This is a genomic window from Imperialibacter sp. (assembly GCF_048007035.1).
Classification (GTDB): domain Bacteria; phylum Bacteroidota; class Bacteroidia; order Cytophagales; family Cyclobacteriaceae; genus Imperialibacter.
Genome location: NZ_CP180355.1, coordinates 6721715 through 6738638 on the forward strand (window position 1 = coordinate 6721715; position 16924 = coordinate 6738638).

Genomic DNA, 16924 nt, shown 5'->3' on the forward strand with positions numbered 1-16924 from the left:
GATTATTTTTTTACTTTTTCAGAATCAGAAATAATAATGCTCTTCACTTCAGCAATGTTGATCACCGGGAAATACTTAGCAAACAATAAGAACGCTGTGAAGAAAAATCCAAAGGAGAACATATACATACCCACATCGTACCTGGTTGGGTAAAACATTGCCCAGCTAGATGGTAGATAATCACGATGGATTGATGTAACGATGATTACAAACCGTTCGAACCACATACCTATGTTCACAACAATAGAAAGCACAAATGTGGAAGCCAGGTTGGTACGAATCTTCTTGAACCAGAAAAGCTGTGGCGAAATTACGTTGCAGGTCATCATGGAAGCATAGGCCCACCAGTAAGGCCCTGACACCCTGTTGATAAAAGCATACTGCTCGTACTCAACACCCGAATACCAGGCGATGAAAAGTTCAGTGATGTAGGCCACTCCCACGATAGAGCCGGTAATGATGATAACAATGTTCATCAATTCAATGTGCTCAATAGTAATATAGTCCTCCAGTTTGTACACCTTTCTGGTCACCAGAAGAAGCGTCAACACCATAGCAAACCCGGAGAAAATCGCTCCAGCAACGAAGTAAGGAGGGAAAATAGTGGTGTGCCAGCCAGGTATTACGGAGGTAGCAAAGTCAAACGATACAATGGTGTGAACCGAAAGTACAAGGGGTGTAGCTAATCCGGCGAGGATCAGGGCTACCGACTCATATCTCGACCATGTTTTGGCAGCGCCATCCCAGGCAAAGCTCAAGGCACCGTAAACTGCTTTGGCTATTGGTCCTGTGGCTCTGTCTCTGATGGTAGCAAAATCGGGAATAAGGCCGATGTACCAGAAAACAAGAGATACAGAGAAATATGTACTAATGGCGAAGAAGTCCCATAGTAGCGGTGAGTTAAAGTTCACCCACAGCGACCCGAAGGTGTTGGGAAGCGGAATAGCCCAGTACATTCCTAACCATGGACGACCCATGTGCAAAATCGGGAACATCAGTGCACAGATTACGGCGAAAATAGTCATCGCTTCTGCTGCTCTGTTGATCGACATTCTCCACTTCTGACGGAAAAGCAAGAGGATAGCAGAAATCAGTGTTCCTGCGTGACCAATACCCACCCACCATACGAAGTTTGTAATATCCCAAGCCCAGCCAACGGTCTTGTTAAGACCCCACATGCCTATACCGTCCCAAAGGGTTCGGTAAACAGCATATCCGCCAACCATGAGAAGACCCAAAGCCACCGTGATGGCAAACATCCACGTTTTGGTTGGCTTCTGCTCTACCCTTGAGCAAATATCTTCGGTAACATCGTGGACGGTCTTTCCATTGGTTACCAGAGGGTTTCTTACTGATGCTACTGCTTGCATAGTATCGATCTTAGGCTTGATTATCAGTTAATTCTTTATTTCTAATCTTCGTGAAATACCAAACGTTTGGTTTCACACCAATTTCCTCGAGCACATTGTAAGCTCTTTCTTCCTTCACTTCTGTGTCGCCTTCTTCGGTAGCAGAAAGACGAAGCAGCTGAGAAATTCTGCTGTTTGAATCTTTCATATCACCAAATACAATGGCTTCTGTAGGACATGCAGTGGCACAAGCTGTAGAAATCTCGCCATCAACAGGGCGTCGGCCTTGCTTCTTGGCGTTTAGCTTACCAGCCTGAATTCTCTGCACGCAGAAAGAGCATTTTTCCATCACACCACGGGCTCTAACCACCACGTCCGGATTCAACACCATCTTGCCAAGCTCATTGTTCATGGAAGTGTTGTCAGGGAACTGACGGTTGTCGTGGTATTTGAACCAGTTAAAGCGACGTACTTTGAAGGGACAGTTGTTGGCGCAATATCTTGTACCAATACAACGGTTGTAAGTCATTTGATTGAGACCTTCAGTGCTGTGAGTAGTGGCAGCAACAGGACAAACAGTCTCGCAAGGAGCGTTGTTACACTGCTGGCACATCATTGGCTGGAAAGTTACTTCAGGGTTTTCAGCAGCCTTTTCGAGCATGCTCAAACCTTCCATCGACTTGTCCTCTTTGCTTCCCTGGCTGCTGTAGTACCTGTCGATTCTTAGCCATGCCATTTCACGGCGGTTGACAACTTCTTCTTTTCCTACAACCGGAATATTGTTCTCTACCTGGCAAGCCACTGAACAAGCAGCGCAACCGGTACATGAGTTCAGGTCAATCACCATTCCCCAATGGTGGTTGTTGTATTCATGGCCTTTCCAAAGAGATACAGCATTAGGCTTCTTAGGGCCTGAATAGCTGGATATCATTGGCTTGTAACGGCCGGCAGAGGCATCAGCTTTGTATTCAGCAAGCGTAGCCTCCTGAATAACTGTCTCACGCCCCATAAAAGTCTGGTGCGTTTGGGTCTGCGCAATTCTATAGCTTTCTCCTGTTGGCTCAATGGTTACACCAGCCACAGAATAAACGATTCCTTCATTATTTGAGCTCAGCAATGCAAAGGCATTTACACCCACACCATCAGCAACTTTGCCCGCTTTAGTACGGCCGTAGCCAAGGGCTAATCCAACAGTGCCAGCTGCCTGGCCTGGCTGAACCACTACTGGCAATGTGACGGTTCCAATACCAGCCTTAACATTCACCTTGGTAGTAAAGCCTTCCTTCATCTCAATGCCCAGTTCGTTGGCAGTGGACTGAGACATGCTGATGTAGTTTTCCCAACAAACCTTAGAAAGTGGATCGGGCATCTCCTGCAACCATGGGTTGTTAGCCTGCTCCCCTGCTCCTATCGCTATACTCTCATAAGTTACCAGCTCTAAACCAGTACCTTTCTTGTATTTACCAGCTATTTTAGTACCAGCAGCATTTACATCGCCTGAAAACTCTACAGCGCTCATCGTAGAGGTTGCATCACCCTCAAACACGCCGTTGTATAGACACTGATCCCAAAATGTCTGGAAGTCAGCAATCTCAGTTTGACTGGCAAAATGCGTCTCTTTCCAATTTTCCTTGATGAAATCAAGGTATGAAGTGGACACATTGCCCCAGGTTAAGAAAGACTGTTGTGCCTGGCGTGTGTTGAATATATTGCTGATGGCAGGCTGCGAAAGGCTATACTGCCCTTTGGCTGGCTCAGCATCGTTCCATGATTCCAAATAGTGATTATCAGGAGCTACATAAGTCACCTGAGAGGTGGTTTCATCTACTCTATCGGAAGTTGACAGCGTAAACTTGGCCTTAGCAAGGCTCGAACCAATAACTGCACCTTTAGGGTGGTCGTATACCGGGTTACAGTTGAAGAAGATAACGCCGCTCACCAATCCCTGAGACAGGTCAGTAACGAAAACGTCCATCATAGCGTCGTCTCCCTGTTTCGTCATCACAGGAGCATCCCAGCTGAGCGTGCTTCCGTAGTTACCGAGCAGGTTATTAATTGCATTGACAACAGTTTGAACACTGATGTCATTTTCACCCGACACCACAAGCGATGATCCCTTGCTGGCCCAAAGATCATTAGCTGCCTTGGTCAAAGTGGCAGTATCATCAACTTTGGCCACTGAAATGGTCGGTGCTCCTGCCTTAGCGGCAATGAGGTTATACAGGTTGCCTACATAAAGACCAACTTCCGAAGGACGGATAGGTGACCTGTAGTCAGCGTTTGCTCCCGTAAGGGAAAGGTTGGATTCAAAGCTATAAAGCCTTGACATTTCTTTCTTCTTAGGCCCAAGTTTCCTGGTCTCAGCAAATTGCTTCGAAAAAGCAACCGGGTTCAACCATGTTCCTAGGAAATCAGCTCCAAAGGAAACAGTGGTCTTTGATTTATTGAAGTTGTAAGATGGTAATGCACGAATACCAAATGATGAAAGATTAGCATTCAACGCTCCGCTATAAGACGACGCATCGTAAGTAATTACCTGAGTGCTTGGGTAAGCTGCTATGAATTTTGCAATGGCCTTCTTTGTTGAAGGGCTTACGATACTATGGGTAACGATTTTGATTTGTCCGCCAGCCGCAGCAATCTCTCCTAGCTTGGATTTTACCTCAGCATCAAGTGCATCCCAGGTCACAGCTGCACCAGCTTTCACCGGGTTTTGCAGCCTTTGCTTGTCATAAAGAGAAAGTACGCTTGCTTCTACCTGAGCAGTTGTTCCTCCGCCTGAGTATTTCGAAAGCTTATTGCCTTCAATTTTGATAGGCCTACCTTCTCTTGTTTTAACTACCACACTGCAGTAGTCGCTACCATTTATATAGGTAGATGCATAGTAGTTGGCGACGCTTGGGTCGACATCTACTGGCTTGTTAAGGTAAGGTATCGCCTTTCGTATTGGAGCTTCGCAAGCTGCCAAAGAAACGGCGGCCACTCCAAATCCCATTAATTTCAGGAAATCACGACGTGAGTTTCCATTTTCATTTTCACTAATTGGGAGGTATTCTGGAAATTCTTTGTCAGCATTCTTAACGAACTCAGGATCGTTCTTCAGTTGCTCAATTCCCTTCCAATATATTTTAGTATTTTCTTTCATGTTGTCCCAGGAGATGATTTTCAATTAATAATGACACTTAGCACACTCCAAACCACCGTTGTCTTCGACGGTCATTGGCTTTTTGCTCTTCTTTTCGTGGAGCTCCACTAGTTTGTCATAATAAGCGTTATCCTTGGTATTTATTTGTGTTTCTCTATGGCAATTAACACACCAGCCCATTGTTAATGGAGCGAACTGATACACGACGTCCATTTCCTGAATCTCTCCATGGCAAGTCTGGCATTCAAGTCCTCCTACCTTCACGTGCTGTGAGTGATTGAAGTACGCCAAGTCAGGCAGGTTGTGAACCCTCACCCACTCGATCGGCTGATTGTTATCAATAGCGTTGTATATTTTCTGAATCTCAGGAGACATACCTGTTTGTCCTCCTACGTTCTGAATTACGGTGTGGCAATTCATACATATATTCGGCGACGGTATGTTGGCTGATTTACTGGTTCTAACCCCTGTGTGGCAATAGTTACAGTCGATTTCCATTTGACCGGCGTGCAACTTATGGGAGAATGCAATGGGCTGCGCAGGCTGGTATCCTTGCTGAACTCCGACAGTGAACAGACCGTCGATGACGCTCTTGAGCACAATGGCTGTAAAAATGAATACCGCAAAGCCCATGAAGGTATTTCCTTTGAGGGTTTTACCCAGGTCAAACTTGTTCTGAACGACCTCTTTGTCCTCTTCATCCAGGTCGTCCTTTTGAGCAAGGTATTTTGTTAAAACTGACACTATCAGCACAAGCACCAACAGGATCAATGCCAACACTACCAGAAGGCCTATCAATATGATATTGATATACTCAGATGGAACGCCTGAACCACTCCCGCCTGCCACAGTATTGCCTCCGTCAGAAGGGTCTGCCTTAGGAATTTCAGCTGGTTTGGTAGATTCCGCTTTTAAGTAAGCAACAATTGATGTGATTTCTTCGTTTGAGAAATCAAACGAGGTCATTTGAGTCTTGTTGTACTCATTATAAAGCTTAACGGCATAGTCGTCGCCGCTTTGAATTACCTTTTGGGAGTTCTGCACGAAGCTGATAATCCATGGCAAAGGCCTGCGAACGTGAATATCACGCAAAGCCGGGCCGACAACCCGATCATTTACAGCGTGACACACTGTACAGTTTTGCTTGAATAATGCTTCTCCGGCTGAGATGACCGCCGGGTCAGAAGGAATGCCATCGTCCGCTCCGCCTGATGCAGCTTCACCGTCCTGAGCAAACGCTACAGCAGCGGAGAATATTAATGCAACGAGGGATAGACAAAAGGTGCGGGTTAGGTGTCTGCTTTTTTCCTTGAAAGGAGAGAATTTTACAGGTTTTAGCATCTTTTGTGTTGTACCTTTTAGAGTCCTTGCAAATCTAATATGGGAGTCAATCTTTTCAAAAACTTATTTAGAGGTAAATTTTTGTCCGATTTTGAACTACTGTGCAATAATATCTAAAACCTTTGAATACCAATTAATTAAAAGGGCTTATCAATGAAAAAATGATCTATTTAGAATTATTTTAAATTAGGCCGGGATTGAACATTTTGAGGAGGGGTCAAAATAAGAAAAGAGAGGCAAATTGCCTCTCTTTTTAATTGAGGTCGAGAGCGGATTCGAACCGCTGTAGGAGCTTTTGCAGAGCTCTGCCTAGCCACTCGGCCACTCGACCATTTTTGGGACTGCAAATCTAGAAATTATCTATATCAGTCCAAATGTTTCATTGGTAAAACAATCAAAATAAAAAAAGGTGCCGAAGCACCTCTTTTTATTTGTTCAGTTATTCTGATTTTTCATCAGCAGCGTCGGCTTCATCAGCCTTGGCTTTTTTCGCTTTTGGCTTGGCTGCCTCAGCTGCAGGCTTTTCTTCAGCCTTGGCTTTTGCCGCTGGCTTTTCTTCCTCAGCCTTTGCTGCTGCCTTTGGCTTTGCTGCCTCCTTCTTCGGTGCAGTAGCCTTGCTTTCCATCTGCTCTTTCAATGCTGAAAGTGCTTCAAGGTCGCCAAGGGTTGTTTTCTCAGCATCTTTGTTGATTCTGTCAACCGCCTTAGACTTTCCTTTTACATCTTTCTTAGCAGGAGCCGCCTTTGGTCTTTCCTGAGGCTGTGGCTCGCTAAAGATAGCAGTATGAGAAAGAGCAATGCGCTTCTCATCTTTAGAAAACTCCATTACCATGAAGTCAAGTGTTTCTCCAGCTTCAGCAACTGATCCGTCTTCCTTTGTAAGGTTTTTGGTAGTTGAGAACCCTTCCAAACCATAAGGCAATTCAAGGATTGCTCCTTTTTCGCTCTTATTGATAATGGTACACTTATGAACAGATCCTCTGGTGAATACTGTTTCGAAAGTATCCCATGGGTTTTCTTCAAGGTGTTTGTGGCTTAGTGCCAGTCTTCTGTTGTCAACGTCAAGTTCAAGAACGACTACTTCAAGCTCGTCCCCTACTTTCACGAATTCAGATGGATGCTTGATCTTCTTAGTCCATGACAAGTCAGACACGTGAACAAGGCCGTCGATACCTTCTTCAAGCTCGATGAACAAGCCGAAGTTAGTCAGGTTACGAACCACACCTTTGTGCTTGGTGCCTACCGCATAGCTAACGATTAGGTCTTGCTTAGTCCATGGGTCTTCAGAAAGCTGCTTGATGCCAAGTGACATTTTGCGCTCGTCTCTGTCGATAGTCAACACAACCGCTTCGATTTCATCACCAATGCTGATGAAGTCTTGTGGGTTGCGCAGGTGCTGAGACCATGACATTTCAGATACGTGGATCAAACCTTCAACGCCAGGAAGCAATTCAAGGAATGCACCGTAGTCTGCTACGTTCACAATCTTGCCCTTCACTTTAGAGCCAATTTCGATCTCTTTGCCAAGTGAATCCCAAGGATGTGACGTAAGTTGTTTCATACCCAGAGAAATACGCTTCTTCTCATCGTCGAAGTCAAGTACAACCACGTTGACTTTTGCGTCAAGCTGAAGTACTTCTTCCGGATGGTTGATACGTCCCCAGGAGATATCGGTAATGTGCAACAGGCCGTCAACACCACCAAGGTCGATGAACACACCAAAGTTGGTCATGTTCTTGATCACACCTTCGAGTACCTGACCTTTTTCAAGGTTGTTCAGGATTTCAGCCTTTTGCTTCTCAAGATCTTTCTCGATCAATACTTTGTGAGATACTACCACGTTGTCGTTGGTGTAGTTGATCTTCACAACTTTCACTTCCATTTTCTTGCCAACGAACACATCGAAGTCACGAATTGGCTTCACGTCTATTTGTGAACCAGGAAGGAATGCCTCAACACCATAGATGTCCACGATAAGACCACCTTTAGTACGGCGTTTCACCATACCTTCGATCACTTCATCGTGCTCATAAGCGTGTTGGATGGTTTCCCATGCCTTAACGATTTTGGCTTTTCTTCTTGAAAGAACAAGCTGCCCGTTGGCATTTTCCTGCTCCTCAATATACACCTGCACTTCGTCGCCAACTTTCAACTCAGGTCTGTCACGAAATTCAGACAAGGCCACAAGTCCGTCGGATTTGAAACCGATGTTAACGATTACGTCACGGTCAGTAATACCTACCACCGTTCCGTTGATCACTTCTTTTTCAGTGATCGAATTAAGAGTGCCTTCATAGAGTTTCTCCATTTCGGCACGCTTTGATTTTGAATAGCCTTCGCCAAATCCTTTGGCTGACAAGCCTTCCCAATCAAATTCTACTGCTGTTTCTCCCATAAAAATAAAGGTCCAAAATTACACTGTTGCAGCAGGACCAGCCCACAACAATATTTAGTTTAAACTCATCCAGAATGCCCGGAAGCCCATTCACCCGAATGGGAGCGCAAAATTAGACATTTTTCACTAAGATTAAAAAATAGGCCTGTTAATAATGCCTTGGTGGCTCCAGGTCAGGAATAATTCTTCTTTGAAAAAAGAAACATTAGTGAGTATTTCGAGCTTACTCAGTTTTAACCCATTTGAAAAAGTATATGAAACCAACCATTCTACTCATTGTTCTGGGTCTGGCATTTGCAGCCTGCCAGGAAACACCAAAGGCCGATATGGTCATTTGGGGAGGTAATATTTACACCGCTGTGGGCGGGCAGAAGGCCGAAGCTGTGGCCGTAACAGGCGACTCTATTATATATGTGGGTGGTAAAGATGGCGCCGAAGATATGGTGGGGCCGGAAACCCAGGTCATTAACCTTGAGGGCAAAACAATGACGCCGGGGTTTATTGAGTCTCATGCGCATATTATGGGCGTGGGTTACAACCTGATGAACGTTGATTTGATGGCCACAACCAGTTACGAGGAGCTTGTGGCACAGGTGAAAAAAGCCGCAGACGAAACACCTGAGGGTGAGTGGATACTCGGCAGAGGCTGGCACCAGGACAAATGGATAAAGCCAGCGGAGAGAATGGTCGACGGCTTTCAAACGCATCACTTGTTAAGCGAAGCAGTTCCGAATCACCCTGTGTTTCTGTCGCATGCGAGCGGACATGCTGGTTTTGCCAATGCCAAAGCCATGGAACTTGCCGGCATCACCAAAGACACGAAGACGCCAGACGGCGGTGATATCTTCCGTGACATTAACGGCGAGCCTACGGGACTATTTAACGAAACGGCTCAAGGCCTTATTAGGGCAGCTATTCCGGAAAACACTATGGAAAAGCAACAGAGGGCATTGGAATTGGCCGTTCAGGCATGTTTAGAATTAGGCATTACCAGTTTTCAAAACGCTGGAGCGGGCAAAGATGACATTGAACTATTCAAACAGTTTGCTGAAGAGGGAAAGCTCAAAATCAGGCTATACACGATGCTGAGCGGACACGACCAAAACCTGCTGGAGGAATACTACGACAAAGGCCCTGAAATTGGTCTGGGTGATAATCACCTGACTGTTCGTTCGATCAAGCTGTACTCAGATGGTGCGCTCGGTTCAAGAGGTGCCTGGCTGCTGGAAGAATACAGCGACATGCCGGGGGTGTTTGGGCACAATGTGACGCCAATGGAAGAGATCGAAAAAGTGACCAACGAAGGCCTGGCGGCTGGCTTCCAAATCTGTACCCATGCTATTGGCGACCGGGGCAACCAGGAAGTGCTGGACATTTACGAAGCAGCTTTGAAGAATAACCCTGAAAAAGCCAAAGACTCCCGGTTCAGGATCGAACATGCACAACACCTGGACCTGGCGGACATTCCAAGGTTTGCGGAGTTGGGAGTGATTGCGGCTATGCAGGCCATTCATATGTCGAGCGACAGACCCTGGGCAATTAACAGATTGGGAGAGAAAAGAATTGTAGATGGTGCTTACGTCTGGCAAAAGCTTCTGCAAAGTGGTGCTAAAGTGATCAACGGAACCGATGCGCCGGTGGAACCGCTTGCCCCACTCCCCTCTTTTTATGCATCGGTGACTCGCAAAACGCTGAAAGGAACCCCTGAAGGCGGTTATGAAGCTGACCAGAAAATGACCCGGGAGCAGGCCCTGGTTTCTTACACGCTGGATGCTGCTTATGGCGCTTTTGAGGAGGACATCAAAGGGTCTATTGAAGTGGGCAAACTCGCTGATTTCACTGTCTTTGATAAGGATATCATGACTATCGACGAAAAAAACATTCTTGACACTCAGGTGATGATGACCATTGTGGGCGGAGAAGTGCTGTTTGAAAAGTAAAAATTAACTCCGGCCAAAAGCCGGGTTTTAACCTCCACCTACCAAACTACTGAAACTTACTTTTCAATTTTGTGACCTGTTAGGGGTTCAATCGCTGACCATCCTCGAGCATTTGCTTTTTCAAAGCGTCGTAGTTGACAGCCTGCACGGTTTGACTGTTGTCGATAGCCAATGCAGCTGCTGTGGCTGCCGACTGGCCCAGTACCATGAACACAGGCTCCATTCTGATTGAGCCAAAAGCGATATGGCTTGCAGAAAGTGCCACTGGCACCAGCAGGTTGGTAGCCTGGTCTTTCTTCGGCACAATGGAACGATAGGATATCGGATAAGGAGGAAACCCTCCAACTTCCACGTTTCCTTCATTTTTCACCATCCCATCCACTACTATGCGCTGGCAATTGTGTGAGTCCATCGTGTAAGCAGCTAGCCCAACAGGGTCGCTAATCACTTCCTCCCCAACACAGTTGGCTTGCGTCATGACGTACTCTCCGATCATGCGGCGAACTTCTCTCACATACAACTGCGGTGACCAATTGCCGTTGTTGGTGTATTCATCTTTGGGGTAGCCCCAGGTTTTCATTTCTTCCCTAAGTTCCGATGGCACCCGGGGATCAGAAGCGTAGAAATAAAGCAACCCTTTTGTGTAGTCCTCATGCTCTTTAACGATGGCCTCCCTCTCCCCGTAACTAGCCTCGGGATAGGCATGACTCATACCGATCATGTCAGTAGAAAACGCACCCCTGTTGTTAATGTCTGTCTTCTCATTGGCCATGTGACTCCAGATAAAATGGTTGTTCAGCTTTCTCCGGTCGGGCAAGGCCTCCAGAAGTCTTAACAGCAGTTCATATCTGGCAGGGTCGTAGTTGTCAGGCTCGGTGATTGGCACCATATTGTCCTGATTAGTCGTAAGGCAAATCCTGAAGTTGTAAGTCTGCACCAAATCGTCGCCACTACCCTGCTCCTTCAGTTCGTCGTCCGTAATTCCCCAAAGCAAGCCACTTGTTGGATCACCTTTTTTAACGTAAGGATCGATACCCTCGGGGAATTGATGGCCGTCCAATAGTTGCACTCCGTTGTAGGTCTCGTTGTAGACATTGTTTGCTTCACGGCCTACGTGGTAGCTCACACCAGCCGCCGCCATCAGGTCGCCCTCGTAAGTGGCATCGATAAACACCTTGCCAGTGTACACCGTGCCATCCTGCATTTCAATTTGAGATATACTGGCTCCATTCATGGTTACACCTGATTCTCTATTAAGCTTTTTGTTGATGACCAGCTCAATTTCTTCTTTGGCTATCATCTGTTCATAAACCTTCATTGCTGCCGAAGGCTCAAAAGTCCACATAGTAGGCTCACCTTCCACTGTGCGGGTTTGCCCTCCGTCCATATAGGCGGATGGCTCCTGCCATTTCCAGTTGGCGGGGTCGTTGTAATGGGTGCGGATATTGGTATAAAACTCCCGTGCAATGCCGCCGATGGCTTGTTTGTTGCCAATATCTGTTTGCCCCAGTCCGCCAGTAGTCAAGCCGCCAATGTGGTTTGAAGGTTCGATAAGTAGTACTTTTTTGCCCATTCTTGACGCCTGAACAGCCGCTGCAATGCCACCGGAGGTTCCTCCGTACACAACAATGTCGTATCCTGACGACTGTTCCTCGCTGGTGGAGGAAGAACAAGAAAGGGTGAAAACTAAGGCAAGTAATAAGATGATATTTTTCATAAAGAATGTAGTTAGTCGGTTGTTTAGATGTCTTCCATTGTAAGCTTCTGAGTGTCCTTAATAAGTTGCGCCTTGAGCTTTTCATAGTCTACTCCCTGCACTGGTACGTTATCAGCTATTGCCTGCACGGCTGCAGTGGCAGCACTCTGCCCCAGGATCATGAAAACTGGTTCCATTCTGATAGAGCCGAAGGCAATATGCGTGCTTGATACACAAACAGGCACCAGCAGGTTCTCACATTCACTTGCCTTTGGCACGATAGATCCATACGAAATGCTGTAAGGCTGTGGTGCATGGACTCCAATGTCGCCTTCGTTTTGGACAAAGCCGTCTGTAGTTACGTACCGTTGAGAGTTGTGAGCGTCCAGGGTGTAAGAGCCCATCCCCACTGGCTTGGGTACTACATTGTGGTTCAGCACGTCGTGTTCAGTCATTACGTGGTCTCCTATCATACGCCTTGCTTCCCGCACGTAAATCTGATGAGGCCAGTTGCCATTGTCGGTAAATTCATCCTTTGCGAGGCCCCATTGGCTCATCTCCGTACGAACCTCTTCAGGTACATTGGGATCATTCGCCAGGTAATACATCAAGCCCTTCTGGTATTTCTCGTGCTCAGCAATGATTTCCCTTCTTCTTGCATAGCTGGCCTCGGGGTAGTCGTAGTTCATACCAATAAAATCTGTACTGAAAGGACCATGATTATTGGTGTCGGTCTTCCGATTGGGGATGGGGTCGAATTTCTGAAATGTTTCACCCCAGCCGGCAGCATACACCCTGGCCAGCAATTCGTATTTTGACGGGTCATAGCCTTCCGGTTTGGCAAAAGGCACACGGTTGTCGGGGTGGTTGCTCAGGCACATACGAAAGCAATAAGCCTGTATCTTGTGGTCGCCAGAACCATTAGGGCCAGGCTTGTCACTTGAAATGTAAGGAAGAAGCCCACTGGCTGGGTCTCCTGGCACCACGTAAGGGTCAATATTTTCTTTAAAATAGTGGCCATGGTGAAATACACCCGCCTGCACACCATTCCATTCTTCACCATAGACACTATTGGCTTCACGACCTACGTGATAGCTGACCCCGGCGCTAGCCATCAGGTCGCCTTCGTAGGTGGCGTCGATGAACATCTTCCCGGTAAATGTTTTGCCACTTAGCGTTTTAAAAGACACAATCCTACCATTTTCCTTCACCAGACCGCCTTCCCTGTCGAGCCATTCGACTCTGTAGATTTCGATTTCATTTTCCGTAACAAATCCCTCGAAAACATTCTCGGCTGCATGCGGTTCAAATATCCACATCGTTCTTGAGTTGCCATCGATGGCTGGTGTGCCCTGCCCTTTGTTGCCGTACTCCGACTGCTGCTGCCATTTCCACGAGTCAGGTTTTTGGTAGTGCTGGTAGAGCCGGTGGTAAAACTCCCTCGACAGGCCTCCTATCACTTCTTTTCTGCCAGTGTCGGTGAATCCAAGACCACCCGACGACAGTCCTCCGAGGTGAATATCAGGAGACACTATAATGACCGTCTTTCCCATTTTCTTGGCCTGCACGGCAGCAGTTACTGCTGCAGAGGTGCCTCCGTACACGACAATGTCCGCTGAGTAAACAAGTGGACCACTCGTCGAAGATTTGTCGGGAGTGCAGGCGGAAGAGACAAGTGCAAGTGCCGCAAAGAGTGTTAGCCATTTTTTCATAGTTAGATTTTTTTTAGGTTAAAGTTCGAGGGCTGATACCAATAGACAAAGCAGATTTTTATGAGTATTCCAAAATGGCGTACTGCAACTGAATGTCCGAAGCAGCTATTCTATTCACCCAAATTCAATTTTTGCTTGTCTTTTATTAATTGCATTTTAAGCTTCTCATATCCTACTTTTTGAACCGGGACCTTCCCGTCAATGGCAAGGGATGCCAGCGTGCCAGCAGCCTGGCCCATGATCATGAATACTGGTTCCATCCGTATCGACCCAAAAGCGATATGTGAACTGGACACACATACCGGCACGAGCAGGTTTTTACACTCATTTGACTTCGGCAATATGACCCCAAGCGGTATTTCGTATGACTTGTGGGGCTCCAGAAAATTTCCTTCATTTTGCACTTCGCCATTATAAACTACCCTTTGCACATGGTGAGAGTCGGGCCCGTACGAGGCCATCCCTATTGAATTTGGTTTAGTCACTGTTTCCTGACAGTCGGCTTGCGTGAGCACATGCTCTCCTATCATTCGTCGGGTTTCTCTAATATACATTTGTGGCGTCCAGTTGCCCGAGTCGACAAATTCGTCTTTTGGCAGCCCGTACGACAGCATTTCGTCACGCATGGTTTGTGGCAATCTTGGGTCGTGGCCAAGGAAATAGAACAGACCGATGGTAAAATCGTAGTGCTCTTTCCAAATACGTTCTCTTGTGGCATAACCTCCCTCCGGGTAGTCCCAGTTCATTCCGTTATAGTCGGTGGAGAAAGGCGAGCCATGGCCTCCATCATTGATGTCAGTTTTAAGATTGGGGATGGCGCTGATGGTCAGCACCTGGCTGATTTTCGTAAGCTTCTTCAGCTCAATGTATCGATATAGCAATTCATACTGCATGGAGTCATAACTTTCAGGCCTTTCGATGGGAATTTTGTTGGGTTCGAAAGTAGTAAGGCAGGTTCTGAAGTTGAATGCCTGAATTTTGTTATCTCCCTGCCCCTGCTCACCCATGGGCACGTCCTGAATGGTGGGGAGTAATTGACCGTTGTCATCATAAGGGGAGATTTCCGGACCAAAAAACTGTTTGGGCTGTCTGACCTTGATGGTTGGCCCCAAGACACCCGCAAGAGGCTCGTTATAGGTATCCCGGCTTTCTCTGCCTACGTGGTAAGATACGCCAGCCAATGCCAACAGGTCGCCTTCATATGAGGCATCGATAAAGAACTTGCCCGTAAATACCTTTCCCGATTCTGTCCTTAGCGATTTGATCTCTCCGTTCTTCTTTTGAACACCCTTTTTCAGGTCAATGCGCTCATTGTAAACCACTTCAATTTTCTGCGGAGCTGAGGCTATCATTTCCAGTAGTATTTTTTGCGCCACTTCCGGTTCAAACGTCCACATAGGGCCCCCTTCAGAGATGGCATGATTGCCATTCAGCTGGTACGATGAACGGGACTGTGCTTTCCACACTGATTCATCCTTATAATACTCATATACTCGTTGAAAGAATTCCAGCGACATACCTCCAATGGTCTCCTCATTGCCGATGTCTGACCATCCCAGGCCGCCGCTCATTGCACCGCCCAGGCGGTTTCCCGGCTCAATAATCACGGCCTTTTTTCCCAAACGGGCTGCTTGAACAGCGGCAACAACCCCAGCCGACGTCCCTCCATAGATCACCAGGTCATAAGAGGGGCCGTTCTCACGTTGTGGTGGCGGCTGATGAAAAGATGTGGTCAGGAAGAACAGGGCAAACACACAACTAACCATTTTTAGCTTCATAGTTTTGATTTTAAGCAGGTACAATTGAAAGGAATGGAGGTAAAGGGGCGGAGCTTTATTCTACCTCCACCCCATTTACCAACCAACCTAGTTTTTAATAACCCGGATTTTGATCCTGTTGTGTAATAGCGGGATTGTTGTTGATTTCACTTTCAGGAATAGGCCATAGCATGCGCTGGTCAATAAATGTTTTGCCAACGGCCGCAAAAGCTTCTTTGACTTTGCCTGTGCGTTTTAAGTCCCACCAGCGACGGCGCTCCAAAAGAAACTCGTAGGCACGCTCTTGTAGCACAGCCTCGACAAAGTCATCTCCGCTCATTCCTGCAGGATAGTCTACCGCTGAAGGCGCCTGCAGAGGCAGACCATATGCTCTGCGTTTAATCATGTTAAGGCGTTCTAAAGCAAGCGCTGAAGGCGTTGTTGTGGCCCTGGCAGATGCCTCGGCATAAATAAGAAAGGCCTCAGTAAACCTGTAAACTGGAACACTGTAAACACTTTGTCCTGCCTCATTGGTAATGAATTTTTTAAACAGAACTGGTGTAGTGGAAGGCAGTGGCACCCACTGACCTGACGCATTTTGGAACTCCCTGTATAGGTTGAAAGGCTTTCTTAGGTCATTGTCGTCCCAGCTGGCCCCTATAAATGAGGTAGTATCAGGCAACCAGGCGAAGAACCCAGAACTGCTATAGTTGTATGGGTAATTGCCTCCCATGTGGATGTAGGTAGGAATTGTTGATCCACTTATTTCCGAGTGGTGCACCGACATGATGTCCTCCGTGCTTGTTTCTGAAGCAAATATCTTATAGAAATCATCGGGCTCGCTCACCGGCACCAGAGAATATGGGCCACCTGTGATTACCTCGTCGGCTTTCTGTGCGGCAAGATCCCACTCTTCGGTTGTAAGGTACACATCGGCCAGCAACATTTTTGCGGCCCATACCGAGGCCTTGCCGGTTTCATTGCCAACTTCACCAAGCGCCGCTTCGGCGGCTTTCGCATCGTCGATGATGAGTTGGTATACGACTGCTTCAGGTTGTCTGGCTGCAGACAATTCCGACAGATCAGTGCTTTCGGTGGTTTTTATTGGCACATCGCCCCAGCCCCGAACCAACTCGAAATACGCTATTGCTCTCAGAAAATGTGCTTCTGCCACGATTCGTTGTTTTGCATTGTCCGATATGTTCACTATCTGCGGCACATTGTCGAGAACAGCGTTTGCTTTGTTGATAGCGCTATACAAAGTGCCCCAGTTAGATGCCGCTCTTTGAATGTTTTGCTGATTTAGTACCTGATCAACGATTGAAATTGGCGCTTGCGAACCCCTCCCATTCAAATAATCCCCCTGCAACTCTGTCATCAGGTAGTTTGTAATGCCGTAGAAATCTGGCCCAATTGAGCTATAAGCTCCATTCAGTGCCCCTTGCGCATCCGCTTCGTTCTGGTAATAATTCGACCTTGAAACAAAGTTTTTCGGCACCTCATCCAGCATATCGCTACAAGAGAGGAGGAAAACAGATGATATTAATATGATGGCCAGGCCATTTATGTTTGATACTCTTTTCATAACT

General features: G+C 46.9%; 9 protein-coding genes, 1 tRNA gene and 1 pseudogene. 2 read left to right on the forward strand and 9 right to left on the reverse strand.

What is annotated here, in order from left to right; all coding sequences use genetic code 11:
* Positions 1-2: 2 nt before the first annotated feature.
* The gene (nrfD, locus tag ACMVP2_RS28415; protein WP_416866122.1) at positions 3-1370 is read right to left on the reverse strand and encodes an NrfD/PsrC family molybdoenzyme membrane anchor subunit; all 1368 of its coding nucleotides are present in this window, start codon (positions 1368-1370) and stop codon (positions 3-5) included.
* Between the two features lie 10 nt (positions 1371-1380).
* Positions 1381-4494, reverse strand: coding sequence for a TAT-variant-translocated molybdopterin oxidoreductase (locus tag ACMVP2_RS28420; RefSeq protein ID WP_416866123.1), 3114 nt, complete (start codon positions 4492-4494; stop codon positions 1381-1383).
* A gap of 516 nt (positions 4495-5010) precedes the next feature.
* Here ACMVP2_RS28420 and ACMVP2_RS28425 point away from each other — a divergent pair.
* Positions 5011-5229 (forward strand): hypothetical protein, encoded by a 219-nt coding sequence (locus ACMVP2_RS28425; RefSeq protein ID WP_416868229.1) that lies wholly within the window; start codon positions 5011-5013, stop codon positions 5227-5229.
* Positions 5230-5415: 186 nt separating this feature from the next.
* Here ACMVP2_RS28425 and ACMVP2_RS28430 read toward each other — a convergent pair.
* The 3 genes and pseudogenes from ACMVP2_RS28430 to rpsA form a co-directional block, all read right to left on the reverse strand.
* Positions 5416-5835, reverse strand: a pseudogene (locus tag ACMVP2_RS28430) (c-type cytochrome); the annotation flags it as partial.
* Positions 5836-6095: 260 nt separating this feature from the next.
* Positions 6096-6166: transfer RNA gene (locus ACMVP2_RS28435), tRNA-Cys, on the reverse strand.
* Between the two features lie 108 nt (positions 6167-6274).
* A complete protein-coding gene (gene rpsA / locus ACMVP2_RS28440; protein WP_151997361.1) occupies positions 6275-8230 on the reverse strand; it encodes a 30S ribosomal protein S1 in 1956 nt (651 codons plus the stop codon).
* Positions 8231-8484: 254 nt separating this feature from the next.
* Between rpsA and ACMVP2_RS28445 the strand changes: the two genes are divergently transcribed.
* Complete coding sequence (locus ACMVP2_RS28445) at positions 8485-10170, forward strand: amidohydrolase (protein WP_416866124.1); 1686 nt, start codon at positions 8485-8487, stop codon at positions 10168-10170.
* Positions 10171-10249: 79 nt separating this feature from the next.
* On the opposite strand, the gene ACMVP2_RS28450 is transcribed toward ACMVP2_RS28445, so the two are convergent.
* From ACMVP2_RS28450 to ACMVP2_RS28465, 4 genes are all read right to left on the reverse strand, one after another.
* Positions 10250-11887, reverse strand: a complete 1638-nt coding sequence (locus tag ACMVP2_RS28450) for an FAD-dependent oxidoreductase (protein ID WP_416866125.1) — start codon at positions 11885-11887, stop codon at positions 10250-10252.
* 23 nt (positions 11888-11910) lie between these two features.
* Positions 11911-13578, reverse strand: coding sequence for an FAD-dependent oxidoreductase (locus tag ACMVP2_RS28455; RefSeq protein ID WP_416866126.1), 1668 nt, complete (start codon positions 13576-13578; stop codon positions 11911-11913).
* A 110-nt stretch (positions 13579-13688) separates the two neighbouring features.
* Positions 13689-15356 (reverse strand): FAD-dependent oxidoreductase, encoded by a 1668-nt coding sequence (locus ACMVP2_RS28460; protein WP_416866127.1) that lies wholly within the window; start codon positions 15354-15356, stop codon positions 13689-13691.
* 94 nt (positions 15357-15450) lie between these two features.
* Positions 15451-16920 carry a RagB/SusD family nutrient uptake outer membrane protein gene (locus ACMVP2_RS28465; RefSeq protein ID WP_416866128.1) on the reverse strand — a complete coding sequence of 490 codons (1470 nt, stop codon included), beginning with the start codon at positions 16918-16920 and terminating at the stop codon, positions 15451-15453.
* Positions 16921-16924 lie beyond the last annotated feature (4 nt).

Excerpts from the sequence above, each read along its gene's own strand:
- nrfD (WP_416866122.1), bottom strand. The coding sequence starts at position 1,370 with ATGCAAGCAGTAGCATCAGTAAGAAACCCTCTGGTAACCAATGGAAAG.
- ACMVP2_RS28420 (WP_416866123.1), bottom strand. The coding sequence starts at position 4,494 with ATGAAAGAAAATACTAAAATATATTGGAAGGGAATTGAGCAACTGAAG.
- ACMVP2_RS28425 (WP_416868229.1), top strand. The coding sequence starts at position 5,011 with ATGGGAGAATGCAATGGGCTGCGCAGGCTGGTATCCTTGCTGAACTCC.
- rpsA (WP_151997361.1), bottom strand. The coding sequence starts at position 8,230 with ATGGGAGAAACAGCAGTAGAATTTGATTGGGAAGGCTTGTCAGCCAAA.
- ACMVP2_RS28445 (WP_416866124.1), top strand. The coding sequence starts at position 8,485 with ATGAAACCAACCATTCTACTCATTGTTCTGGGTCTGGCATTTGCAGCC.
- ACMVP2_RS28450 (WP_416866125.1), bottom strand. The coding sequence starts at position 11,887 with ATGAAAAATATCATCTTATTACTTGCCTTAGTTTTCACCCTTTCTTGT.
- ACMVP2_RS28455 (WP_416866126.1), bottom strand. The coding sequence starts at position 13,578 with ATGAAAAAATGGCTAACACTCTTTGCGGCACTTGCACTTGTCTCTTCC.
- ACMVP2_RS28460 (WP_416866127.1), bottom strand. The coding sequence starts at position 15,356 with ATGAAGCTAAAAATGGTTAGTTGTGTGTTTGCCCTGTTCTTCCTGACC.
- ACMVP2_RS28465 (WP_416866128.1), bottom strand. The coding sequence starts at position 16,920 with ATGAAAAGAGTATCAAACATAAATGGCCTGGCCATCATATTAATATCA.